Below are 18,676 nucleotides of genomic sequence, written 5' to 3' on the forward strand. Positions count from 1 at the left end.
ATCCATTTTTAATAGGGTAATAATTCAACAGTCTTATGATTAAATATAATGTCTGTCCAATAATGCCCCGCAAAGCTCCAAAGATGTCCAATGTCAAGGGCTGACCCCTTCCTCTTCTCTTCCTCTTCTTTACAGAGAGAACCATTTTTGATAAAAATACATATCATGGAATATCAAACCATTCTAAGTAACTTGGTTTAATTAGATGGAGGGAAATTTAATGATATTCCATGAAGTTAATTGGATTCGCTCCAACATCGACAAGTTTTGCCCGCAAGTAAAAAAAGCTGCCCTGGAATGGTATCGCCCATTTAAATATGTACCATATTTTTTGCAAAAACTATTCAAATATATAAAACAGCGCTGGCGTAAAATACCCGTTATAGTTCAGGTGGAAGAAACTCGGGATAAAACTTTTTCCGTTAAAGAACTGGCAAATACAGCAAAATGCTCTGTTCACCGGGAACTTCCGCTAATTAACTCGTTTTCAACCAAAATATGTGCAAGTCAAATGGAATTGTTAGCCCAAAACAAACTCGTCAAGAAAATTTGGTATGACCGTGAAGTAAAAGCTGTGCTTGACGTGGCTTCTCCAACAGTGCAGTCCCCACCATTATGGGAGAAAGGCATTACAGGTAAGGGAATTATAGTGGCAGTGTTGGATACAGGAATTTATGAACATCCCGATCTATCCGGGCGAATCGTGGGATTTAAAGATTTTATTAACCAAAAAACACAACCTTATGATGATAATGGGCACGGCACCCACGTTGCCGGAAATATCGGCTCCAACGGGAGCCAATCCAGTTATGAATACCGGGGTCCTGCTTCCGAAGCCAGTCTTGTAGGAATAAAGGTTCTAAATAAAATGGGAGCAGGCCAGCTTTCGACTGTTATTGAAGGTATACAGTGGTGTATCGACAACAAAGAGTCCTTAGGTATTAGGGTGCTTAGCATGTCCCTTGGAAGTACGGCTACAGAGTCTTATATCGACGACCCGGCCTGTCAAGCGGTGGAGAAGGCTTGGTCAAACGGAATTGTGGTTTGTGTTGCAGCGGGGAACGAAGGACCACAATCAAATACAATTATTTCACCTGGTATTGATCCCCTGGTAATTACTGTGGGGGCAATTGACGATAATGATAGTATTTCCCCGGATGACGATCAAGTGGCCAGTTTTTCCAGTCGTGGTCCAACAATTGACGGGCTGATAAAACCTGATATATTATCGCCGGGAGTCAATATTATATCATTACGTTCACCTGGTTCAACACTTGACAAGCAAGATAAGGAATCGAGGGTTGGCAACTGGTATTTTTCATTGTCTGGTACGTCAATGGCCACGCCGGTGTGTTCCGGTGTGGTTGCCCAAATACTACAGTCTGACGGTTCACTTACACCAGACCAGGTTAAAAAAAGGCTTATGGATACTGCAAAAGCTTTTGATAACCTTGATCCAAATATTCAGGGAGCAGGTGTCATAGATGCCCAAAAAGCAATTGGATTAGTGAATAATAAAGAAAGATTTGAATGATAATTAACTCCTATCCTGTGCAGGCTATTTTTTATCCTCTTTCAGAAATTTAGCAGTACCTAAGGCATTCAGCTTTTTATATAAAGAATGACCGTACCCCTGACTTATCGGACGGCCCAATGATAATATACGCCCGCCTATACAGCCGCGGCATTGCGTGGCTTTCTCCCGGATACAGACTTTGGACGGGTACAGTTCATACAGCGCTCGGTATTTTACGGGGGTGACGTTAGGCATGACGACATTCGCTCCCAACTGGAGGGCCTCTTCCCGACCGTCATCCGGCCTGAGAGTAGCCAGAGCGGTAGTAGCGGGAATATGAGCATAACGGGTAACGATCCTGGTGAGAGCGATAACTTTGTAAGTCATCTCCACGGTCCCGTTCGCATGCCCCGCCAGGGGGGTCTCCTCATGACATATATAAGGTCCCACTCCCACCATATCCAGATCAAGTTCTTTAAATTTTAATATATCCAAAGCCAGATCCTCGATTGTTTGACCGGGAAGCCCGATCATCACCCCGGAACCTACCTGATAGCCAATTTCTCTTAGCCAGACAAGTATTTTCATCCGCTCATCGTAGTCGGAATCAGGATGCAGGCGGTGGTACAGTTCACGGTTGGAGGTCTCGAAACGCAGGAGAAATCTATCCGCGCCCGCCTCGTACAGCCGCTCATATTCTTCCCGGGAACGCTCCCCAATGCTGAGAGTAACGGCTACATCCGTCTCACGCTTGATCCGTCTTACCAGTTCAGCCAGATTATCCGCGGTGTAGCGCATATCTTCGCCTGACTGCAATACTACTGTCCTGTATCCCAACTCTGCCGCTTCATAAACAGTATCCAAGATTTCCTCGATAGGCATGCGGTAACGTTCAATCTTGCGGTTGCCCCTGCGGATACCGCAATAGTCGCAGTTTTTCCGGCAATAGTTCGAAAACTCGATTAGACCCCGCAGGTGAACTTCATCACCCACATATTTTTGCCTTACTCTGTCGGCCAAATTATACAGCCTGGTCAGATCTGCAGCATTCTCCAGGGCAATAAGGCAAACCAAATCTTCTTTACTGAGTTCCTGTTCATGATCAATCTTGCTGAAAATATCATTAAGCAAACTATCTTCCCGCTTTAGCAACATTACACACAACCCCTCGGTTTCGGAAGCCCTGCCACTTTGCAGGCGCCCTTCGCCGGACCGGCGGGAAACAATTCATAAATGCGCTTCAAACTGCAGCCGGTCTCTTTGCATAACTTTGAGATCATCGGAGCAACCTGGAATTGCTGATAATAATCACGCAGGTAGTTGATTACCCGCCAGTGCTCGTCATTAAGCTCTTTGATACCCTCGGCCGCGGCAAAAGCCCCGGCTACATCTTCATTCCAGCATTCCGGCTCTATGATAAAACCTTCCTCGTCAACTTCCACTTCCAAGTTGTTCAACTCAAACTCAGCCATTAAATAAACACCTCCGCTACTTGGATATTGCAGCCGCCAAATCTTCAATCAAGTCACCGGGATCTTCCAGTCCAACCGACAGCCTGATCAACTCGCCGGTCACCCCGGTACGCGCCCTGTGGTCGGGATGCATCCCCGCGTGAGACATGGTAACGGGGTAGGAGATAATGCTTTCCACGGTGCCGAGGCTTACCGCCAAGGCAGGTAATTTCACATTTTCAAGCAACCTTTTGGTCATCTCTTCTGACTGCATGCGAAATGACACAATCCCTCCGGGCCCGTCGGCCTGGCTGTCGTGGATTTTCTTGCCGGGATGATCCGGCAAGCCCGGAAAGTATACTTCCTTTACCTCCGGGCGCTGACTAAGCCATTCCGCCAATTTTCTCGCGCCATTCTGGTGCATGTCCATGCGCGCTTTCAAAGTCTTGATGCCGCGCATCAAAAGCCAGCAGTCCTGCGGTCCCAGCACCGCCCCGAAAGAAGATTGAATATAATTAATGCGTCCGGCGGTTTGCTTATCCGCCGCCACCACCAATCCGGCAAGCAGATCACTATGACCACCCAAATATTTAGTGGCGCTGTGAATGACAATATCTATGCCAAGTTCAATGGGACGCTGCAAATAAGGAGTTAGAAAAGTATTATCCACCATACTCAACAAGCCATTTTCTTTGGCGATGGCGGAAACAGCCCGCAAATCCGTAATCTTCAGAAGAGGATTGGAGGGTGTTTCCGCATAAACAGCCTTGGTGTTACGCCGCAAAGCCGCCTTGATTTTAGCGGGGTCAGTGAAATCAACAAAAGTCACTTCCATCCCCAACCGGTTGAACAGTCCTGTCAGCACCCGGTATGTGCCGCCGTAGACATCTTCGCAAACCACAATATGGTCACCCGGTGAAAATAGCAATAAAACGCTGGAGATGGCTGCCATTCCTGAAGAGAAGGCAAACCCCCCGGCGCCTCCCTCCAACTTGGCTATTATCGCTTCGAGGGCATCCCTTGTAGGATTGCCTGAACGGGCGTATTCATACGGTCCAAATTCATCAACCTTATTCTGTTTAAATGTTGACGCATGGAATACAGGAATACTAACGGCTCCGGTAGTTTGTTCAATTTCGTTGCCTGTATGTAAAATTCTGGTGCCAAATTTCATACATAGACCTCCTCTCCAATCAGGGCCTGTTCCAAATCCGCCAGCAGGTCGTCGACATCTTCGATACCCACCGACAGCCTTAATAATCTATCATTTATGCCCAAACGTTCCCGCTCCAACGGGTCTATATCAGCATGGGTCTGATAAGCCGGGAAAGTAATCAGTGTCTCCACTCCTCCCAGGCTCTCGGCGAATGAAATAAGTTTCACCTTGTTGAGAATCTGTTCGGCCGCGGATTTGTCCAATAACTCAAAAGAAACCACGGCGCCAAATCCTCCGGCCTGCTCTTTGAGCAAAAGGTGACCGGGGTGAGTTTCCAGTCCCGGGTAAAACACCCGGCGGACCGCTTTATGGCCCGCCAGCCAACCGGCTATAGTCTGCGCATTTTCTGTTTGCCGGTCCAACCTGACTCCCAGGGTTTTCATACCCCGGATAACTAACCAGCTATCTTGGGGTCCCAATACCGCCCCTACGGAATTCTGAAGAAAATATATTCTTTCCGCCAACTCTTCACTCTTGGCCACAATTAATCCCGCGACTACATCGTTATGCCCCGCGAGAAATTTAGTCGCGCTGTAAACAACAAGATCAGCTCCCATTGATAGGGGCCGTTGCAGGTAAGGCGTCATAAAGGTGTTATCCACGATGGTCAGCAGGCCCTTCTCCCTGGCCATAGCGCTGATCTTGCCTATGTCGGCCACCTTCAGGAGGGGGTTGGTCGGTGTCTCCAGGAGAATGGCCTTTGTTTCATCCTTTATCGCCAGGGCAACCAGTTCCGGATCACTGGTATCAACAAAAGCTGCCGCCAGTCCGTACTGAGAAAAAATCTTGTCCAGCAATCTGAATGTTCCCCCATACAGATCCTCTGTCACAATAAGATGGTCTCCCCGCTTAAAAAGCAACAATAGATTTGTCAAAGCCGCCATACCCGATGCGTAGGCAAACCCCCCGGCGCCGCCGTCAAGCCGGGCGATCCCCGTTTCCAGAACCCGGCGGGTGGGGTTGCCGCTGCGGGAATAATCATATCCGGTGCTTTCTCCAAAACAGGGATGGCGGAAAGTAGCAGTCTGGTAAATGGGAATCGACAAAGCGCCCGTAAGGTCCTGTCCTACACCCAATTGCACGGCTTTTGTGGAGGTTTTAAGGAAGGACAATTTGTCTGCTGTACCTAATGATTTGCTCTTCTGTAAAATCCAAATACACCATCCTTTCAAAACCCCTGTCCCCGGGTTACTACAGATTTACTTGTTCAATCCGTAAACAGCAGGTCTACTGAATCGCCCGATTTGATTATGGTATTTCCAAAAGCTTCCTTAAAAAGAATTGTACCGTTCAAACATACAGTCACCATTTCAGGAGCAAGTCCATATTCTTTAATCAGTTCATTTACCGTATATCCTTTACTCAGTAATTCTTTCTCACCGTTAAGTGTGATTAATACTTCATATTCTCCCTTTTCGATTAATAATCGGTATTTTGTGTCTATCTTCTCAATCAAAATTATTTTATGCCCTTCACCTTTGACGCTTTTGGGAACATTTTTGGCAGTTTCTCCGCTGTTAAGGAAAACTTCAAGAACATCACCCTTTTGCAGCTGTTCCAGTTTAAGTTTTGTCTTGACAAATGTCACCGGACAAACATCATGGGTGATGTCTAACGTTGCCCTGACCGAATAATCTTTATGCCTCATGTGATCAATCCGGAGACTAAATGTAATACATGTTGGCTTCGCTCGACAGGCGCATCTTTTCCGCCTCTTTACATAAATCCTCCAGGGTGGTGCTATCCAGCACATCTGCAATTGATTCTCTGATTCTTTCCCACATCACCCGCGTGGCGCAGGTTTCAGCCCGTACACATATCTCCGGATCATCTTCGCTCACGCAGCTTGTGGGATTAATCGGCCCTTCCAGGCACCTGACGACCTCACCGGCGGTAATCCGGGCAGGCTCCCGGGCCAGCAGATAGCCCCCCTGGGCTCCCCGCACGCTCCGGACCAAACCCCCTTTGCGCAAAAAAGTCATCAACTGCTCAAGATACCCTTCGGAAATTTCCTGCCGTTCCGCTACCCGGACGAGAGGAACTGGTTCATGGGGAGCATAGTTTTGCGCCAGATCTACCATGGCTCGCAAACCGTATCGTGCCCGTGTGGTGAATTTCAAACCTAACACCTTCTCTAAATAAATAAGTTATTGGAATTAGCAACCTACTTGACCTGGCTGTTTTTATAGTCCTCAATGGCCTTGTGCAAAGCGTCCGCCGCCAGATTGGAACAGTGCATCTTCTGCGGGGGAAGCCCGTCAAGCATGTCGGCCACAGCCTTTTTGGTAATTTTCAGCGCTTCTTCTATAGTTTTTCCTTTAGCCATTTCCGTAACCATACTGCTTGTCGCGATAGCCGCCCCGCAACCAAAAGTCTTAAACTTAATATCAGTAATGATGTTGTCTTCAACCTTGATTGATAACTTCATGATGTCGCCGCAGACGGGATTACCTACTTCTCCGATACCGCAAGCGTCTGGTATTTCCCCAACATTCCTCGGATTGCTGAAATGCTCCATAACCTTCTCACTATACATAAGATCATCCCTCACTCATTTTACTTATTAACTGAGAATTAGTTTTTTCCATTAGCGCTGTCGGGCTGTTAACTATCCTGGATATACGGTACATAAGCAATTTAGTTAATAACACAATAAAAATAATAAATCCAATATAATTACTATCCTTTAATAAATTCTATTTCACTAAAAAGAGATTGTCAATAACCCTAATTCAATTTCTTTTTTTAATTTCTTTTGGTGCCGGACAGTCCTGTTATAGTTGTCGAAGAATTTCCCAGGCCCGATCATCCGGTCCCACCAGCCGGGACGATTTTTTTGTGCCAGGGACGGTTCAATTCATCTGCCTTGGCGCTTCTGCGAGCCGCATGCGCATAACCCGAAAGAGCGTACCGGATAAGTTAAGTATATAATATTAATAAGCTTAATTTAAATAATATGCAATATTATTTTTTTGTCAGCTGATGATATAAAACATGCCATTTAAAGCCTTCTAATCTTATTGACAATATCCTAGCGTTGTGCTAGGATAATTTTTAAAGTATAGTACCCAACTATGAAATCGGGTACTATTTAAGGAGGCTACAATTATGAGGAGAGTTTATTTTGACCATAGCGCAACTACCCCTGTCCATCCTCTGGTGGCGGAGGAAATATACCGTTTCATGATTGATCATAATTATGGCAACCCCTCCAGCCTACACTATTTCGGACAAATCGCCCGCAAAGCCCTGGATGAATCACGTGAAAAAGTGGCCAAGGCCATTGGCGCGCAATCAAACGAAATTATATTTACAAGCGGCGGCACAGAATCGGATAACATGGCGATTCATGGAGTGGCTTTAACTAATATCAAGAGGGGAAACCACGTAATAACCAGCGCAGTCGAACATCATGCGGTGATTAATGCAGTAAAGGCATTGGCCAAACAAGGTTTCAACGTTACGGTGCTTCCCATTGATCAATACGGGATGGTAAATGTCGATGAGGTAGAGAAAGCCATAACTGATAAAACGATTTTAATTAGTATCATGCATGCCAACAACGAAGTCGGTACGATCATGCCCATTGCCGAGATCGGTAAAATGGTGAGGAAGCGTGGAATAATTTTTCATGTCGACGCGGTCCAGAGTTTTGGAAAAATCCCGGTAAATGTGGATGACCTGGGGGCTGACTTGTTGACTGTCTCAGGACATAAAATATACGGTCCTAAAGGTATAGGCGCCCTTTATGTCCGCAAAGGAACGCGATGGAGACCAACACTTTTCCACGGAGGCGCGCAGGAACGCCTGCGCCGGGCGGGTACTGAGAATGTTCCGGGTATCGTGGGTCTGGGTAAGGCGGCGGAACTGCTTATGGAAAATATGGAAGTTGAAAATAAACGGCTGTTGATTTTACGCGATAAATTAATCAGAGAAGTGACAAAACGGTTCAGCCATGTTAGATTAACAGGGCATCCCGCCATTCGCCTGCCAAACCATGCCAGTTTTGTGTTTGAATATATCGAAGGCGAGTCAGTGCTATTGAGCCTGGATATGAAAGGGATTGCGGTTTCTACCGGTTCGGCCTGCGCCTCAGGTTCATTAGAGCCTTCACACGTGCTTTTGTCAATGGGTATTCCACATGAAATTGCCCACGGTTCTATCCGTTTGACCCTGGGCGCGGGCAATACCGAAGAGGACGTGGATTACTTCCTTGAAACCATGGGGCCGATTGTTGAAAAATTTCGGTCCATGTCACCTTTAAACAAGGAAATTAACTATAACAAAAATATTGATCAGTAGTATTGTATAAACCAAAAGTTAAAATGCAGCCTTTAGATTTACCCAAGTGGCCATTCACGAGAAATAACATGACATTTCATCAAAACTTCAGTTAGCGTATCTCTTTAGGTATACTTATGTGCTTATGTGAATTGCATCCATGCTTAATCGGGTAACCATATTTTGCACCAACGGTGTCGGCCGCGCACCCACCGGCGAGCCTTCTCACTCCTGCAGACCGGAAACAGGACAGCCCGGCGATGTCATTGCTTAAAGAACTAGAGGCCAGGTAAGCGTGCTTACCTGGCCTCTAGTTCTTCAGGTCAGCCATTTCAATATATCAACTAGTTGGAATCAACCAAGACGAATTTTTCCCTTTTTTTCCATTTGAATTAATTTCCCGTCCTGAACGATCAAAGTCACACTTCATAACGCAGGTCCTTTAATAATATGAGCAGCCCTTTTAGCCAAGGTATTTGAGAAGGATATTCCATATTTTTACTCCCCCCCTTAAACAACAACTTAGAAGCCCTCATACAGCCGAGCCCCTTTCTAAAACCATTTAATTAATAGTAACTCAGTAAAAATACTATTATTATAATTGGGGATGTCAAGAAAAACTAAGGGAAATTTATTCTTCTTTACTCAGATAATTAAGCGGTTTACAAATAATTTCATTAACACGCAGGTTCCTAACCTGCTGAGAAGAAGCCGCCTGCATGACTAAAGCGGTATCGGAGCCACGGCCGGTCCCGGCTACGGCGATTACTTTTTCCCCGCTTGCCAATAAACCGGCGTCCGTTGACATGAGCACGATTTCAAAGCACACCTTTACTCCCTGGGAAAAGCAGCGTAACAGATTGGCCATTAACGTGGGAATGTTTGAATCATATAGTTTATCCGTATGGAAGAGCATCGTGCCGAAATGAACTTCGTGCCCGGATTCTCTTAAAGTTTTTACCAACTCTTGAGGAAATAGATTTTCTTTCCTTTTAAAATCAAACTGATGCGGCACAACAATTAATTTCACTTTATTATCTTTAAAGAAATCCAACGCTTTCCGGGCTGTTTCACCAGTAGTGGAAGCCAGGACTAATTTCCTGATTCCCAGAGCGGCCAATTTTTCTTTAACCAAGCCGAAAACGATCCCGGTATTTTCCGGGCTTAAACCTTCAAAATAAACTACCTTGCTTTCCATAAACACAGCTCCTTTCTTGTTAAGTATAATGCCTAAACACAATATATGTCATCCTTTCCCAACGCGCCGCTGCTGCAACACTTTTTGCCCTATCTATGTTTCCCGCCTTGTCTAATGGATCAAAACCATTAAGGAATGGATTTAATATCAATGAACATTGGGTCATGCAGCGGAACAATGATATCCGCCATATTTTTCACCTTTAAAGCACTATCATAAACTTCCCGGCAATCAGTATGGAGTCCGCAGGCCGCTACTTCTAATCCTTTTTCCTTCATAGACGGCGTCTGGGTAAATGTACTCATTTGAGAACAAAAACCTGTTATAATCGCTTTCCCCCGCCAAGTTTCGATCTGTATCGACTGGCCGCCCGGACTGTGCCCCGGCGTCAAAAAAACCTTCACATCCGGTAAAATTTCGCAATCGCCATCAATAATCCTAAATTTTAGATTTTCAAAATACTCTCTGTTATAATCCACAGCGTTAAATACATGCGGATTACAGGCATATTCCAGCTCTCTTTTTTGAACGATAAAGGTAGCATTTTTATACTTGCTTGCTAAGGCAATATGATCAAAATGTAAATGCGTAACAATTACTTGTTCAATTTCCTCCGCTTTAAGCCCAACACTTTGCAACCCTTGTTCCAAGGAAAAAATTGAAGTGGTGGGAAACTCTTTGTTATAATGTTCTCCCTGTGCTCCGGCATCAACTATGGTGACTGGGTCTGAACCTTGAATGTACCAAATATAACAGGCGCTTTTTACTTTTTTCCCGATGTTCCACCGATAGGTCCATTGCGACATATCCCGGATACCTTCACACAGTGCAATTGGCTTAATAACGTAATTCATCTTAACCTCCACTTTGCCGCTGCCGCCGGCGCCTTTAAATATGCGCCGCCGCGCTGCGGACTTCGCCGGTTTCCATGGCCAGCAGATGGTCCGCCCAGGCGCTGCCCCATTCTCTTAATTCCGCCACACCGAGCGGTGAGGGGGAAATGGAATGCTCATGCCGGGCAATCTTTTCAGCCAGCCTGGTGGAATCGCTCTTGGGGTCGCAGCCGAACTGCATTACCTTGTAGCCGGCCTTAGCCAGCGCCGCGCTGATATTAGAAGTAGTAGTTGACTTGCCAATCCCCCCCTTTCCGTATATCGCGATTTGTTTGATCTTCTTAGGCATATTATATCACTCCTAATTATAGCGTCATTCTTATTATGTTAAAGGAGGCAATCTCTTTAACGCTTCCTTATACGAATCAGCCGTTTTAGAACATCTTCTATGAAATCGGGAAGTACGTATGGCTGGATTCCCCGGGCAGCCAACGCTTCTATCGAGGGTAGCTTTCCATGTCATGCTGGGGGAGCAATTGATCAGGTGGGGGAATCTCTTATGAATCAATTCAAAGGCCGCCAGCGCATGATCAGTAGCCAGGGTGTCGCCGGGACCCGCTTCCGGCCGGCCTCTTTCCCACCCTTAATACCGAAAGCCAAAATGGCACCATAACCGTTTTTTAAGTATTTTTTCGCCGTGGCGTGAGAGGGATGGTTGGGCAAGCCCGGATAATTCACCCAGGTTACTGCGGGGTGAGTCTCCAGAAAGCGCGCCACCGCGAGAGCGTTTCCGCTGTGCCGCTGGACCCGGAGATGTAAAGTTTCCAACCCTTGCAGGAATAAGAAAGCGTTGAAAGGGCTTAATGCGGTGCCGATGTCTCTTAGCGGTAAGGGCCTTCCGGAAATTTTCCGGATCTTGGGGGTCAACAAACGTGACTTTATTACATTGCCACCCAAAAAACAATCACCGGCAGGTATTCTTCCTGCAGGCATTTTTACCAGCCCCGTTCCTGCATCCGGGCCAATGCCGGTATAGACGCGATCTCCAAGCCCGGCATCGCTTCGCCCAGGTCACGGGAGACATCGGCCAGTATCCGCGGGTCATTGTAATGGGTGGTGGCGATAACAATGGCCTTCGCCCTGGCCGGCACGTTAGCCGACTTGAAGATGCCGGAGCCCACAAAAGCTCCATCCGCGCCTAACTGCATCATCAACGCCGCGTCCGCGGGGGTTGCCACTCCCCCCGCAGCGAAATTAACAACAGGCAATTGACCGGTCCGGGCAACCTCAGTCACTAAGTCATAGGGGGCACCCATTTCCTTGGCCGCCGCCATCAGCTCCTCTTTGGGAAGCAACTGCAACCGCCGGATTTCCCCCAAGATGGCACGCATATGAATAACCGCTTCCACCACATTGCCTGTGCCGGCTTCTCCTTTCGTCCTGATCATCGCCGCGCCTTCGCCGACCCGGCGTAGGGCTTCACCGAGATTGCGCGCCCCGCAAACAAAAGGAACCTTAAACTGGCGTTTATCAATATGATGCAGGTTATCCGCCGGTGTCAGGACCTCACTTTCATCGACATAATCAACTCCAAGGGCTTCAAGTATCTGCGCCTCAACAAAATGCCCGATGCGGGCTTTGGCCATTACCGGGATGGTTACAGCCTCTATAATGCGTAAAATCACGGAAGGGTCGGCCATCCGGGCTACCCCACCGGTAGCCCGGATATCCGCGGGAACCCTCTCTAACGCCATGACAGCGCATGCCCCGGCCTCTTCAGCGATCCTTGCCTGCTCCGGCGTGGTAACATCCATGATTACCCCGCCTTTCATCATTTCGGCGAATCCTTTTTTTACAGTAATTGTCGCATGTTGGGTCACGTCCATTCCTCCCGCGTTAATTATGCCCCTCCTATTCCTGAAATAGCGCCGTGCTTAAATATCTTTCGCCGGTATCAGGCAATACCGCCACAATCAATTTACCTTTGTTTTCCGGTCTCTTGGCAATCTGCAGAGCGGTAAAAGCGGCGGCGCCGGATGAAATTCCGACTAATATGCCTTCTTCCCGGGCCAGCCTCCGTCCGGTCTCAAAAGCCTCTTCATTTTTAACTTTGAAGATCTCATCGACAACTTGGAGGTTCAGCACGTCAGGCACAAATCCGGCGCCAATCCCCTGAATCTTGTGCGGCCCGGGTGTACCTCCCGACAATACCGGGGAATCAAAGGGCTCCACCGCAATTACTTTGAATTCCGGCTTGCGTTTTTTGATCACTTCACCGACACCCGTTATCGTCCCGCCTGTGCCAATCCCGCCGATCAGAATATCAACTTTGCCGTCGGTGTCTTCCCAGATTTCTTCTGCCGTGGTGGCCCGGTGAATCTCCGGGTTGGCCGGGTTTTTAAACTGCTGGGGAACAAAGGAATTCGGCACCTGGGCCGCGAGTTCTTCCGCTTTCCGGATAGCCCCTTTCATACCCTCCGCGCCGGGCGTCAATACAAGTTCCGCCCCATAAGCGCTCAACAGGTTGCGGCGCTCAACACTCATGGTGTCCGGCATGGTCAGGATTAGCTTATACCCCCTGGCCGCGGTGACAAAAGCCAGAGCTATGCCGGTATTGCCGCTGGTAGGTTCAATAATTACGGTGTCTTTGTTTATTAACCCTTTTTCTTCAGCATCCTTGATCATGCTCAGACCGATACGGTCTTTTACACTGCCGCCGGGATTAAACGCTTCCAACTTTACAACCACCTCAGCCTCCAATCCGGCGTTGATCCTAGTCAATCTCAGCAAAGGTGTTTTCCCGATTAAACCCGTCAGGTTGTTTGCGATCTTTGCCATTACTACTTACCTCCTGTTTTTTTAAATTTTGGTCCCTGTAAATTCATTGTCTTATTCATTGCCTTATATCGGGCATTCACTTAGTCCCGGCAACACTGGACATAGTTGAAAATATTATGTATCTTTCTATCTCACCTCCCAAATAAAATTTAAATGTTTAGTAATATAGTCTAATTTAATGGATAGTAATTTTATAGGTTTATTAAATTTTATAATCCGTTAACCATTTTGTCAACTAGAAATTTAAAAAATAAATAAAACATCCCCGCACATATGGCAAGGATGTTTTGGCCCGGTATGATTAAGGATTGTTTAATTTTCTGAGATTGAGGAAACCTTAATTATTTCTCCGTCCAATACTCCGTTAACCGTTATAGTTATATTGCTAACATTAAACGGCAAACCAAATTAAAAGGCATTCCTGTTGTTTATAACAAGGGGGCTTTCTCACAAAAAACAGGATAAGCAAATTATCTTAGACTCATAGGGTTGAGGCCAAGGCCTGTTAATGTGGCCATGTCTTCCGCCACGCCACGTCCGGCCGTAGTTAAATAATTTCCAATCAGCATACCGTTGACACCCGACAACAAACCGAGAGGCATTAGTTCTCCCAGGTTCTGTTCGCGCCCCCCGGCATAACGAATTATTTTATCAGGTAAAATTAGACGGAATATGGCGAAGGTCTTTAGTATTTCCATGGGACTCAGCCTTTCCTGATTTTCAAGGGCCGTTCCTTTGATGGGATTGAGGACGTTGACGGGAATCGAATCCACATCCAGTTCCTTTAAAGCAAACGCCATCTCTATGCGGTTTTGCCATGTCTCACCCAGCCCGATGATCCCACCCGAGCATACTTCAAGACCAGCCGCTTTTATTCTTTTGATTGTAGTCACGCGTTCCTCATAAGTATGCGTGGTACATATTTCATCGAAGAAGCTTTGACCAGCCTCCAGATTATGGTGGTAACGAGTGATCCCCGCTTCCTTTATCGCCGCAACTTGCTCATCACCAAGCGTACCCAGTGAACAGCATTGATTAAGGCCGGTTTCCTTGCCGACAAGTTTGATTGCGTTGATGATAGCGTCAAAATCCGGGTCGTCCTCCATACCGCGGCCCGCGGTAACGATGCAAAAACGGTAGGCGCCGTCGGTTTCCGCCTTTTTAGCGGCGTTAAGTATCTGTTCCTCACCCATTAACGGATAAACCTCAATTTCAGCCTCATGATGTGCCGATTGGGCGCAAAACTTGCAGTTTTCCGAACAGCCGCCTGCACGGGCGTTAACGATTTCACAAGTATCAATTTGACTACCCGTAAAGGTTTCCCGGACCTTATTGGCTACACCCAGCAATATGGGAGTGTCAGCGTCATCAAGAGCAGCTAGGGCCATTGCTTCATCAAAGACTATGCCGCCACCGCCTAACACCTTTTTCCCCAACGAAAAAACCAAATCATAACCATTCATTAGCAATGAAACCCACTCCTTTGTTAACTAATTATTTTATACAGGTTAACAATATTAAGACAATAATTTACTGATATTTCCTAAGGAAATTATTATAATTATATGTCAACCCTTAAGACATGAAAAGTTAACAATAATATTATACTACTTGTATATTATCTTTCAAGTCATAACAGCCTTTATTTCTCACCATAAGCTATAAAAATATATACTTCGCCCCCTGCTTTGTCCACTCGGAAAACAGACTCACCCGCACGTTATAAACTAATAAGTATGTTGACATCAAATAGATGCTATAGTAAACTTATAATCATAGTATACATATGCTTATAGTTAGCTTTTGATCTCACAGCTCATAACAAGACGATCAGTCAGTTAATCCTTCAGTGTTTATCGAGTTTATTCTTTTGGAAGACAAGTGCATGCTCAAAAGCCCCTGATAGAGTCCCTGCCATAAGATACATCACTGCCATAATCAAACGAAATCAAAACACTCCTCAAAAAAGGCATTCTCCAGACGAATCTTCTAAAGAGAGTCTCGTGGAACTAATCCACAGAACGTCCGTTATATCCCCGCTGGATAAAAGATATTTCGCAGGAAGGAGAAATTCATCCTCATGCTCTGTGCAGAGGTCTGTATAAAAAGGAGCTATGCTCGACGGCCGCAATGTCATAGAACAAGCGAGCAAGGAGCCCGGCCACACCCATGGCAAGGGCAAGCATCTCGGCTTCGTCGGGCAAAACTTCCAGGACATGAATACGGGTTCGCATGAGGTGAGACTCGACTACGTGAAAAAGGAGGAGATAAGGAAAGGCTGTTTGCCCCATAAATAAAAATTTGTGTAAAGGTAATGTCGATTCTGTTTATTATTAAAAAATGGGTGGTTCTATTTTTGTTCGTACTACTTTTTTGTTGGATACATTAATTCCCGCATGGGATGTGGAAACTTCACCATATCTTTGCGGAAAGAGACTAGCTGCGGTATATCCGGATGGAACGGTTGGACCATGTATTAGGGACCATTCATTTAAAACAGGAACTATATTTGACGCAGATCCCTTAAGCATAATACAATGTGACGCATTTCATTATGATATTTCCAAACCAGAAATCCCGGATGAATGCAGGGAATGTGAATCCAGAACTGCCTGTCATGGAGGATGTCCGCACGATAAATTGTTATTGACCGGTACCACGTCAGGAAAATCTGTCGAATGCGATGTCCATAAAAAAATCATTCCAATGATTAAGACATTTGGATCAATTAAAAAACGATATAAATAAAACCATTTGATAATAATATGGAAAATTCCGATGTGCTTGTTTTAATCAGAAAAGGCGATTATTATATATGAAAAAGCAATTAATACGGCCCCCCAAAATTAAGATAAAGAGGGACAAGATTGATAAAAAATCATCGTAAATGGTTTTTGGCTAAAACTAAACGGGCTATTTATGATTTCGGTATGATTGAAGACGGTGACCGGATAGTGGTGGGATTTTCCGGAGGCAAAGACAGTGTTGCTCTACTATATTCGCTTTACCTGCTCGGCCGTTCCTTTCCGGTTAAGTTCGACCTGGCAGCGGTTTTTATTAAAACCGGTTGGCCGATGGATCTACCTGTACTGGAGAACTTTTGCCGATCTTTAAATGTACCTTTTCATATAGTAGAAACGGAAATAGCAAAGATTGTCTTTGAGGACAGGCAGGATGACAACCCCTGTGCCATTTGTTCACATCTGCGCCGCGGTGCTTTGCATAGTAAAGTCCTGGAACTCGGCTTCAATAAAGTTGCCCTTGGTCACCACTTGGACGATGTGATCGAAACATTTTTCATGAGTATGATTTATACCGGCCAGATCCGTGTGTTTTCTCCGTTTACATTTCTTGACCGCACCGGGCTTACCATGATCAGACCAATGGTATATCTTCCGGCGGAGGAGATTGTTTCCTTTGTAAAGCTGGAAGAATTGCCTTTTATTGTAAACCCCTGTCCGGCTAACGGTTTTACTAACAGAGAGGTAGTGAAAAAGCTTATATTTGACCTGGTCAAGCGCTTCCCTGATTTAAAAGCGCGCTTTCTTACCTCACTACAAACGTTCGATCAGCGCAATTTATGGCCTGACGTCCGTTCCAGGAGTAAGAAGAAAAATTGATGGAGTATTATTTACAAGCGGCGGCAGCGAGTCAAACCATCAAGTTAGTTGTTCCAGGCGGTCAATTTCAGATAGATCCTTAATTGCCGGAGCTTGCAGGTAGGCCGTCTCGTCCTCCGGATAATAAACGGTTGCCCCCATTGCCTCCGCCTGCTGGTACAGGTCGGTAAAAATCCTGATAATGTCGTACTTGAAATACTTGTATGATTCTATTTGGGCCTTGGCGATAAGATCTCCGTTTCCCCGCAGGGAAGATATTTTTACACTGATTACCCGCATGCGCCGTTCCCCACAATGGGGACACACGGCAGCCGGTCAATCGCTTCACCTTTGGCCAGCGCCTGAAGCCTTTCCGCAGCGGTCATCTGATCCAACTTCTCCACCAGGTATCTCGCCCCTGTGTAGAGAGCGGCTTTGGCCAACTGCACCGCTCTCACGTCCCCCTGAGTAAGCACGATATCCTGGTCAATAGCCGTTTCACGCGCCCAGGCCAGGACAAATTCGGTTTTCCCGGACTCGTTTTTGCGCAGCCTGCGCGACGGCAGGTGCTTGTTAAAGCGCCCGCTCTTGGCGATGATGCCGGTTAACGCTATTTTTCTCAAAACACAATAGTCAGCCGTAATTTCCGCAGAGAGATTTTTCTCTTGAATCAAAGCTTCCCAAAAGAATTCCCAGTAAATCTCCCCACGCATTTACTTTTCAATATATGGGTGGGACTGGTACATTATTATCTTGCGAACGGGGATTTGTTTGCTCCGGAAGGAAATGTAATCAAACGGTATGGCGATACTCTGATTGAGAATTATATAAAATTGATTCAAACAGATCACCGGACTAGGGGCGGCAGGGATGAGTGAGAAAACACTACGTATACTAAAAGCAAAAGCGTGCTATGGACATCTTGGCGGCATGCTGGGAGGCAGACTTTTTGAGCCTCCGCTGGAGCAGGGCTGGTTTGAGCAGGACGGAGACAAGACAACGGTATATTTTGGCAAGCAAGCGTTTCAGGGCATTACGCACTGTCTTTCCCGCGCTGGAAGCTTATGGAAATTGATAAGAAGAAAGAAGGTATTTATCTTGAAAACATGTATTTCCTGTGGTATGCCAATGACAAAGCCCCCGGATTATCCACTGGCGGATGAAAGTAAAGATTACTGCATCTATTGCGCGAGGCCGGATGGTTCTATGCAGTCCTATCCGGAAAAGCTGGAAGGTACTACAGAATTTCTCATCCGCACCCAGGGGCTTGATAAAGACGCTGCGCATCAGATCGCCATTCGTACTTTAGCAAAGCTTCCTGCGTGGAAAGGCAAAGAAAATAACATAGAATAAACCTTATTATAAGATCTGCTGAGAAATATCCCGGCAGGTCTTTTTGCATACGGCTTGGGGAATTTAATCGGAGGCAGCACATACGTCAATTATTCAACGTCGTAACCAACGTCTTCTACTTTTTCAGCGATTTCTTTTTTGGTCACTTGGCCCGGGTCAAACGTCACCAGGGCAATCTTTTCGGGAAGCCGGATATCAATGTCCTTGACCCCATTTACCCCTTTCAGCGCGCCGCGCACATGTGCCGCACAATTGTTGCAGTCTACATTTAGAACTTTAATTGTTTCCATATTCCTGATTCCTCCTTGAAAATTAAATAGCCTCTCGGCATTCGCCGAGGCAGATGGCACAAGGCTTTGCTTGAACCATCGTTATTGAATTCCTCCTACTT

General features: G+C 46.2%; 23 protein-coding genes and 2 pseudogenes. 7 read left to right on the top strand and 18 right to left on the bottom strand.

Features of this window, described 5'->3' with window-relative positions:
* Nucleotides 1-220: 220 nt before the first annotated feature.
* On the top strand, nt 221-1,534 hold the full coding sequence (locus tag A4E54_RS13895; protein ID WP_286726457.1) for a S8 family peptidase: 1,314 nt from the start codon (nt 221-223) through the stop codon (nt 1,532-1,534).
* 24 nt (nt 1,535-1,558) lie between these two features.
* Here A4E54_RS13895 and hydE read toward each other — a convergent pair whose 3' ends face one another.
* From hydE to nifU, 7 genes are all read right to left on the bottom strand, one after another.
* A complete protein-coding gene (gene hydE / locus A4E54_RS13900) occupies nt 1,559-2,671 on the bottom strand; it encodes a [FeFe] hydrogenase H-cluster radical SAM maturase HydE (RefSeq protein ID WP_286726458.1) in 1,113 nt (370 codons plus the stop codon).
* On the bottom strand, nt 2,671-2,988 hold the full coding sequence (locus tag A4E54_RS13905; protein ID WP_286726459.1) for a TusE/DsrC/DsvC family sulfur relay protein: 318 nt from the start codon (nt 2,986-2,988) through the stop codon (nt 2,671-2,673). Before A4E54_RS13905 ends, hydE begins: the two co-directional genes overlap by 1 nt.
* A gap of 16 nt (nt 2,989-3,004) precedes the next feature.
* Entirely contained in the window at nt 3,005-4,141 is a 1,137-nt protein-coding gene (locus tag A4E54_RS13910) for a trans-sulfuration enzyme family protein (protein WP_286726460.1), read from the bottom strand.
* Nucleotides 4,138-5,295 (bottom strand): trans-sulfuration enzyme family protein, encoded by a 1,158-nt coding sequence (locus tag A4E54_RS13915; protein ID WP_286726472.1) that lies wholly within the window; start codon nt 5,293-5,295, stop codon nt 4,138-4,140. Before A4E54_RS13915 ends, A4E54_RS13910 begins: the two co-directional genes overlap by 4 nt.
* Before the next feature lie 95 nt (nt 5,296-5,390).
* Nucleotides 5,391-5,831 (bottom strand): sulfur carrier protein ThiS, encoded by a 441-nt coding sequence (thiS, locus tag A4E54_RS15815; protein ID WP_353681842.1) that lies wholly within the window; start codon nt 5,829-5,831, stop codon nt 5,391-5,393.
* A 16-nt stretch (nt 5,832-5,847) separates the two neighbouring features.
* Complete coding sequence (locus tag A4E54_RS13930) at nt 5,848-6,303, bottom strand: RrF2 family transcriptional regulator (protein WP_240083823.1); 456 nt, start codon at nt 6,301-6,303, stop codon at nt 5,848-5,850.
* Nucleotides 6,304-6,347: 44 nt separating this feature from the next.
* A complete protein-coding gene (gene nifU, locus A4E54_RS13935) occupies nt 6,348-6,719 on the bottom strand; it encodes a Fe-S cluster assembly scaffold protein NifU (protein ID WP_240083824.1) in 372 nt (123 codons plus the stop codon).
* Nucleotides 6,720-7,291: 572 nt separating this feature from the next.
* On the opposite strand from nifU, the gene nifS reads away from it, so the two are divergent.
* Nucleotides 7,292-8,485 (top strand): cysteine desulfurase NifS, encoded by a 1,194-nt coding sequence (gene nifS, locus A4E54_RS13940; RefSeq protein ID WP_240083825.1) that lies wholly within the window; start codon nt 7,292-7,294, stop codon nt 8,483-8,485.
* A gap of 333 nt (nt 8,486-8,818) precedes the next feature.
* Here the strand turns inward: nifS and A4E54_RS13945 are convergent, their stop codons facing one another.
* The 8 genes and pseudogenes from A4E54_RS13945 to bioB all read right to left on the bottom strand — a co-directional run bounded on the left by A4E54_RS13945 (nt 8,819) and on the right by bioB (nt 14,796).
* Complete coding sequence (locus tag A4E54_RS13945) at nt 8,819-8,887, bottom strand: DUF2292 domain-containing protein (RefSeq protein ID WP_286726475.1); 69 nt, start codon at nt 8,885-8,887, stop codon at nt 8,819-8,821.
* A 208-nt stretch (nt 8,888-9,095) separates the two neighbouring features.
* Nucleotides 9,096-9,662: a pyruvate kinase alpha/beta domain-containing protein gene (locus tag A4E54_RS13950; RefSeq protein WP_240083826.1), complete on the bottom strand. Its 567-nt coding sequence runs from the start codon at nt 9,660-9,662 to the stop codon at nt 9,096-9,098.
* 128 nt (nt 9,663-9,790) lie between these two features.
* A complete protein-coding gene (locus A4E54_RS13955) occupies nt 9,791-10,516 on the bottom strand; it encodes an N-acyl homoserine lactonase family protein (RefSeq protein ID WP_286726463.1) in 726 nt (241 codons plus the stop codon).
* 124 nt (nt 10,517-10,640) lie between these two features.
* Nucleotides 10,641-10,844: pseudogene (locus tag A4E54_RS13960) on the bottom strand (nucleotide-binding protein); the annotation flags it as partial.
* Between the two features lie 215 nt (nt 10,845-11,059).
* On the bottom strand, nt 11,060-11,488 hold the full coding sequence (locus tag A4E54_RS13965; protein ID WP_353681843.1) for a PLP-dependent transferase: 429 nt from the start codon (nt 11,486-11,488) through the stop codon (nt 11,060-11,062).
* A gap of 2 nt (nt 11,489-11,490) precedes the next feature.
* Nucleotides 11,491-12,381, bottom strand: a complete 891-nt coding sequence (gene pdxS, locus A4E54_RS13970; protein WP_286726465.1) for a pyridoxal 5'-phosphate synthase lyase subunit PdxS — start codon at nt 12,379-12,381, stop codon at nt 11,491-11,493.
* Nucleotides 12,382-12,406: 25 nt separating this feature from the next.
* Nucleotides 12,407-13,333, bottom strand: coding sequence for a cysteine synthase A (gene cysK / locus A4E54_RS13975; RefSeq protein ID WP_286726467.1), 927 nt, complete (start codon nt 13,331-13,333; stop codon nt 12,407-12,409).
* A gap of 470 nt (nt 13,334-13,803) precedes the next feature.
* Entirely contained in the window at nt 13,804-14,796 is a 993-nt protein-coding gene (bioB, locus tag A4E54_RS13980; protein ID WP_286726477.1) for a biotin synthase BioB, read from the bottom strand.
* 651 nt (nt 14,797-15,447) lie between these two features.
* Here bioB and A4E54_RS13985 point away from each other — a divergent pair.
* From A4E54_RS13985 to A4E54_RS13990, 3 genes are all read left to right on the top strand, one after another.
* Nucleotides 15,448-15,630 carry a hypothetical protein gene (locus A4E54_RS13985; RefSeq protein WP_240083830.1) on the top strand — a complete coding sequence of 61 codons (183 nt, stop codon included), beginning with the start codon at nt 15,448-15,450 and terminating at the stop codon, nt 15,628-15,630.
* A 43-nt stretch (nt 15,631-15,673) separates the two neighbouring features.
* Nucleotides 15,674-16,081, top strand: coding sequence for an SPASM domain-containing protein (locus tag A4E54_RS15820; RefSeq protein WP_353681844.1), 408 nt, complete (start codon nt 15,674-15,676; stop codon nt 16,079-16,081).
* A gap of 119 nt (nt 16,082-16,200) precedes the next feature.
* Complete coding sequence (locus A4E54_RS13990; protein WP_240083832.1) at nt 16,201-16,953, top strand: PP-loop family protein; 753 nt, start codon at nt 16,201-16,203, stop codon at nt 16,951-16,953.
* 39 nt (nt 16,954-16,992) lie between these two features.
* Here A4E54_RS13990 and A4E54_RS13995 read toward each other — a convergent pair whose 3' ends face one another.
* Both A4E54_RS13995 and A4E54_RS14000 read right to left on the bottom strand, forming a co-directional pair.
* Entirely contained in the window at nt 16,993-17,232 is a 240-nt protein-coding gene (locus A4E54_RS13995) for a uroporphyrinogen decarboxylase family protein (protein ID WP_240083833.1), read from the bottom strand.
* Entirely contained in the window at nt 17,223-17,606 is a 384-nt protein-coding gene (locus A4E54_RS14000) for an ASKHA domain-containing protein (protein WP_286726469.1), read from the bottom strand. The genes A4E54_RS13995 and A4E54_RS14000 overlap by 10 nt, the downstream gene beginning before the upstream one ends.
* Nucleotides 17,607-17,627: 21 nt before the next feature.
* Here A4E54_RS14000 and A4E54_RS14005 point away from each other — a divergent pair.
* Nucleotides 17,628-17,810, top strand: a pseudogene (locus A4E54_RS14005) (TetR/AcrR family transcriptional regulator); the annotation flags it as partial.
* Between the two features lie 220 nt (nt 17,811-18,030).
* On the top strand, nt 18,031-18,285 hold the full coding sequence (locus A4E54_RS14010) for a zinc ribbon domain-containing protein (protein ID WP_240083842.1): 255 nt from the start codon (nt 18,031-18,033) through the stop codon (nt 18,283-18,285).
* A gap of 89 nt (nt 18,286-18,374) precedes the next feature.
* On the opposite strand, the gene A4E54_RS14015 is transcribed toward A4E54_RS14010, so the two are convergent.
* The gene (locus A4E54_RS14015) at nt 18,375-18,575 is read right to left on the bottom strand and encodes a heavy-metal-associated domain-containing protein (RefSeq protein WP_240083835.1); all 201 of its coding nucleotides are present in this window, start codon (nt 18,573-18,575) and stop codon (nt 18,375-18,377) included.
* Between the last annotated feature and the right edge of the window lie 101 nt (nt 18,576-18,676).

Source organism: Pelotomaculum sp. PtaB.Bin117 (assembly GCF_002067195.1).
In the GTDB taxonomy this organism is placed as follows: domain Bacteria; phylum Bacillota; class Desulfotomaculia; order Desulfotomaculales; family Pelotomaculaceae; genus Pelotomaculum_D; species Pelotomaculum_D terephthalicicum.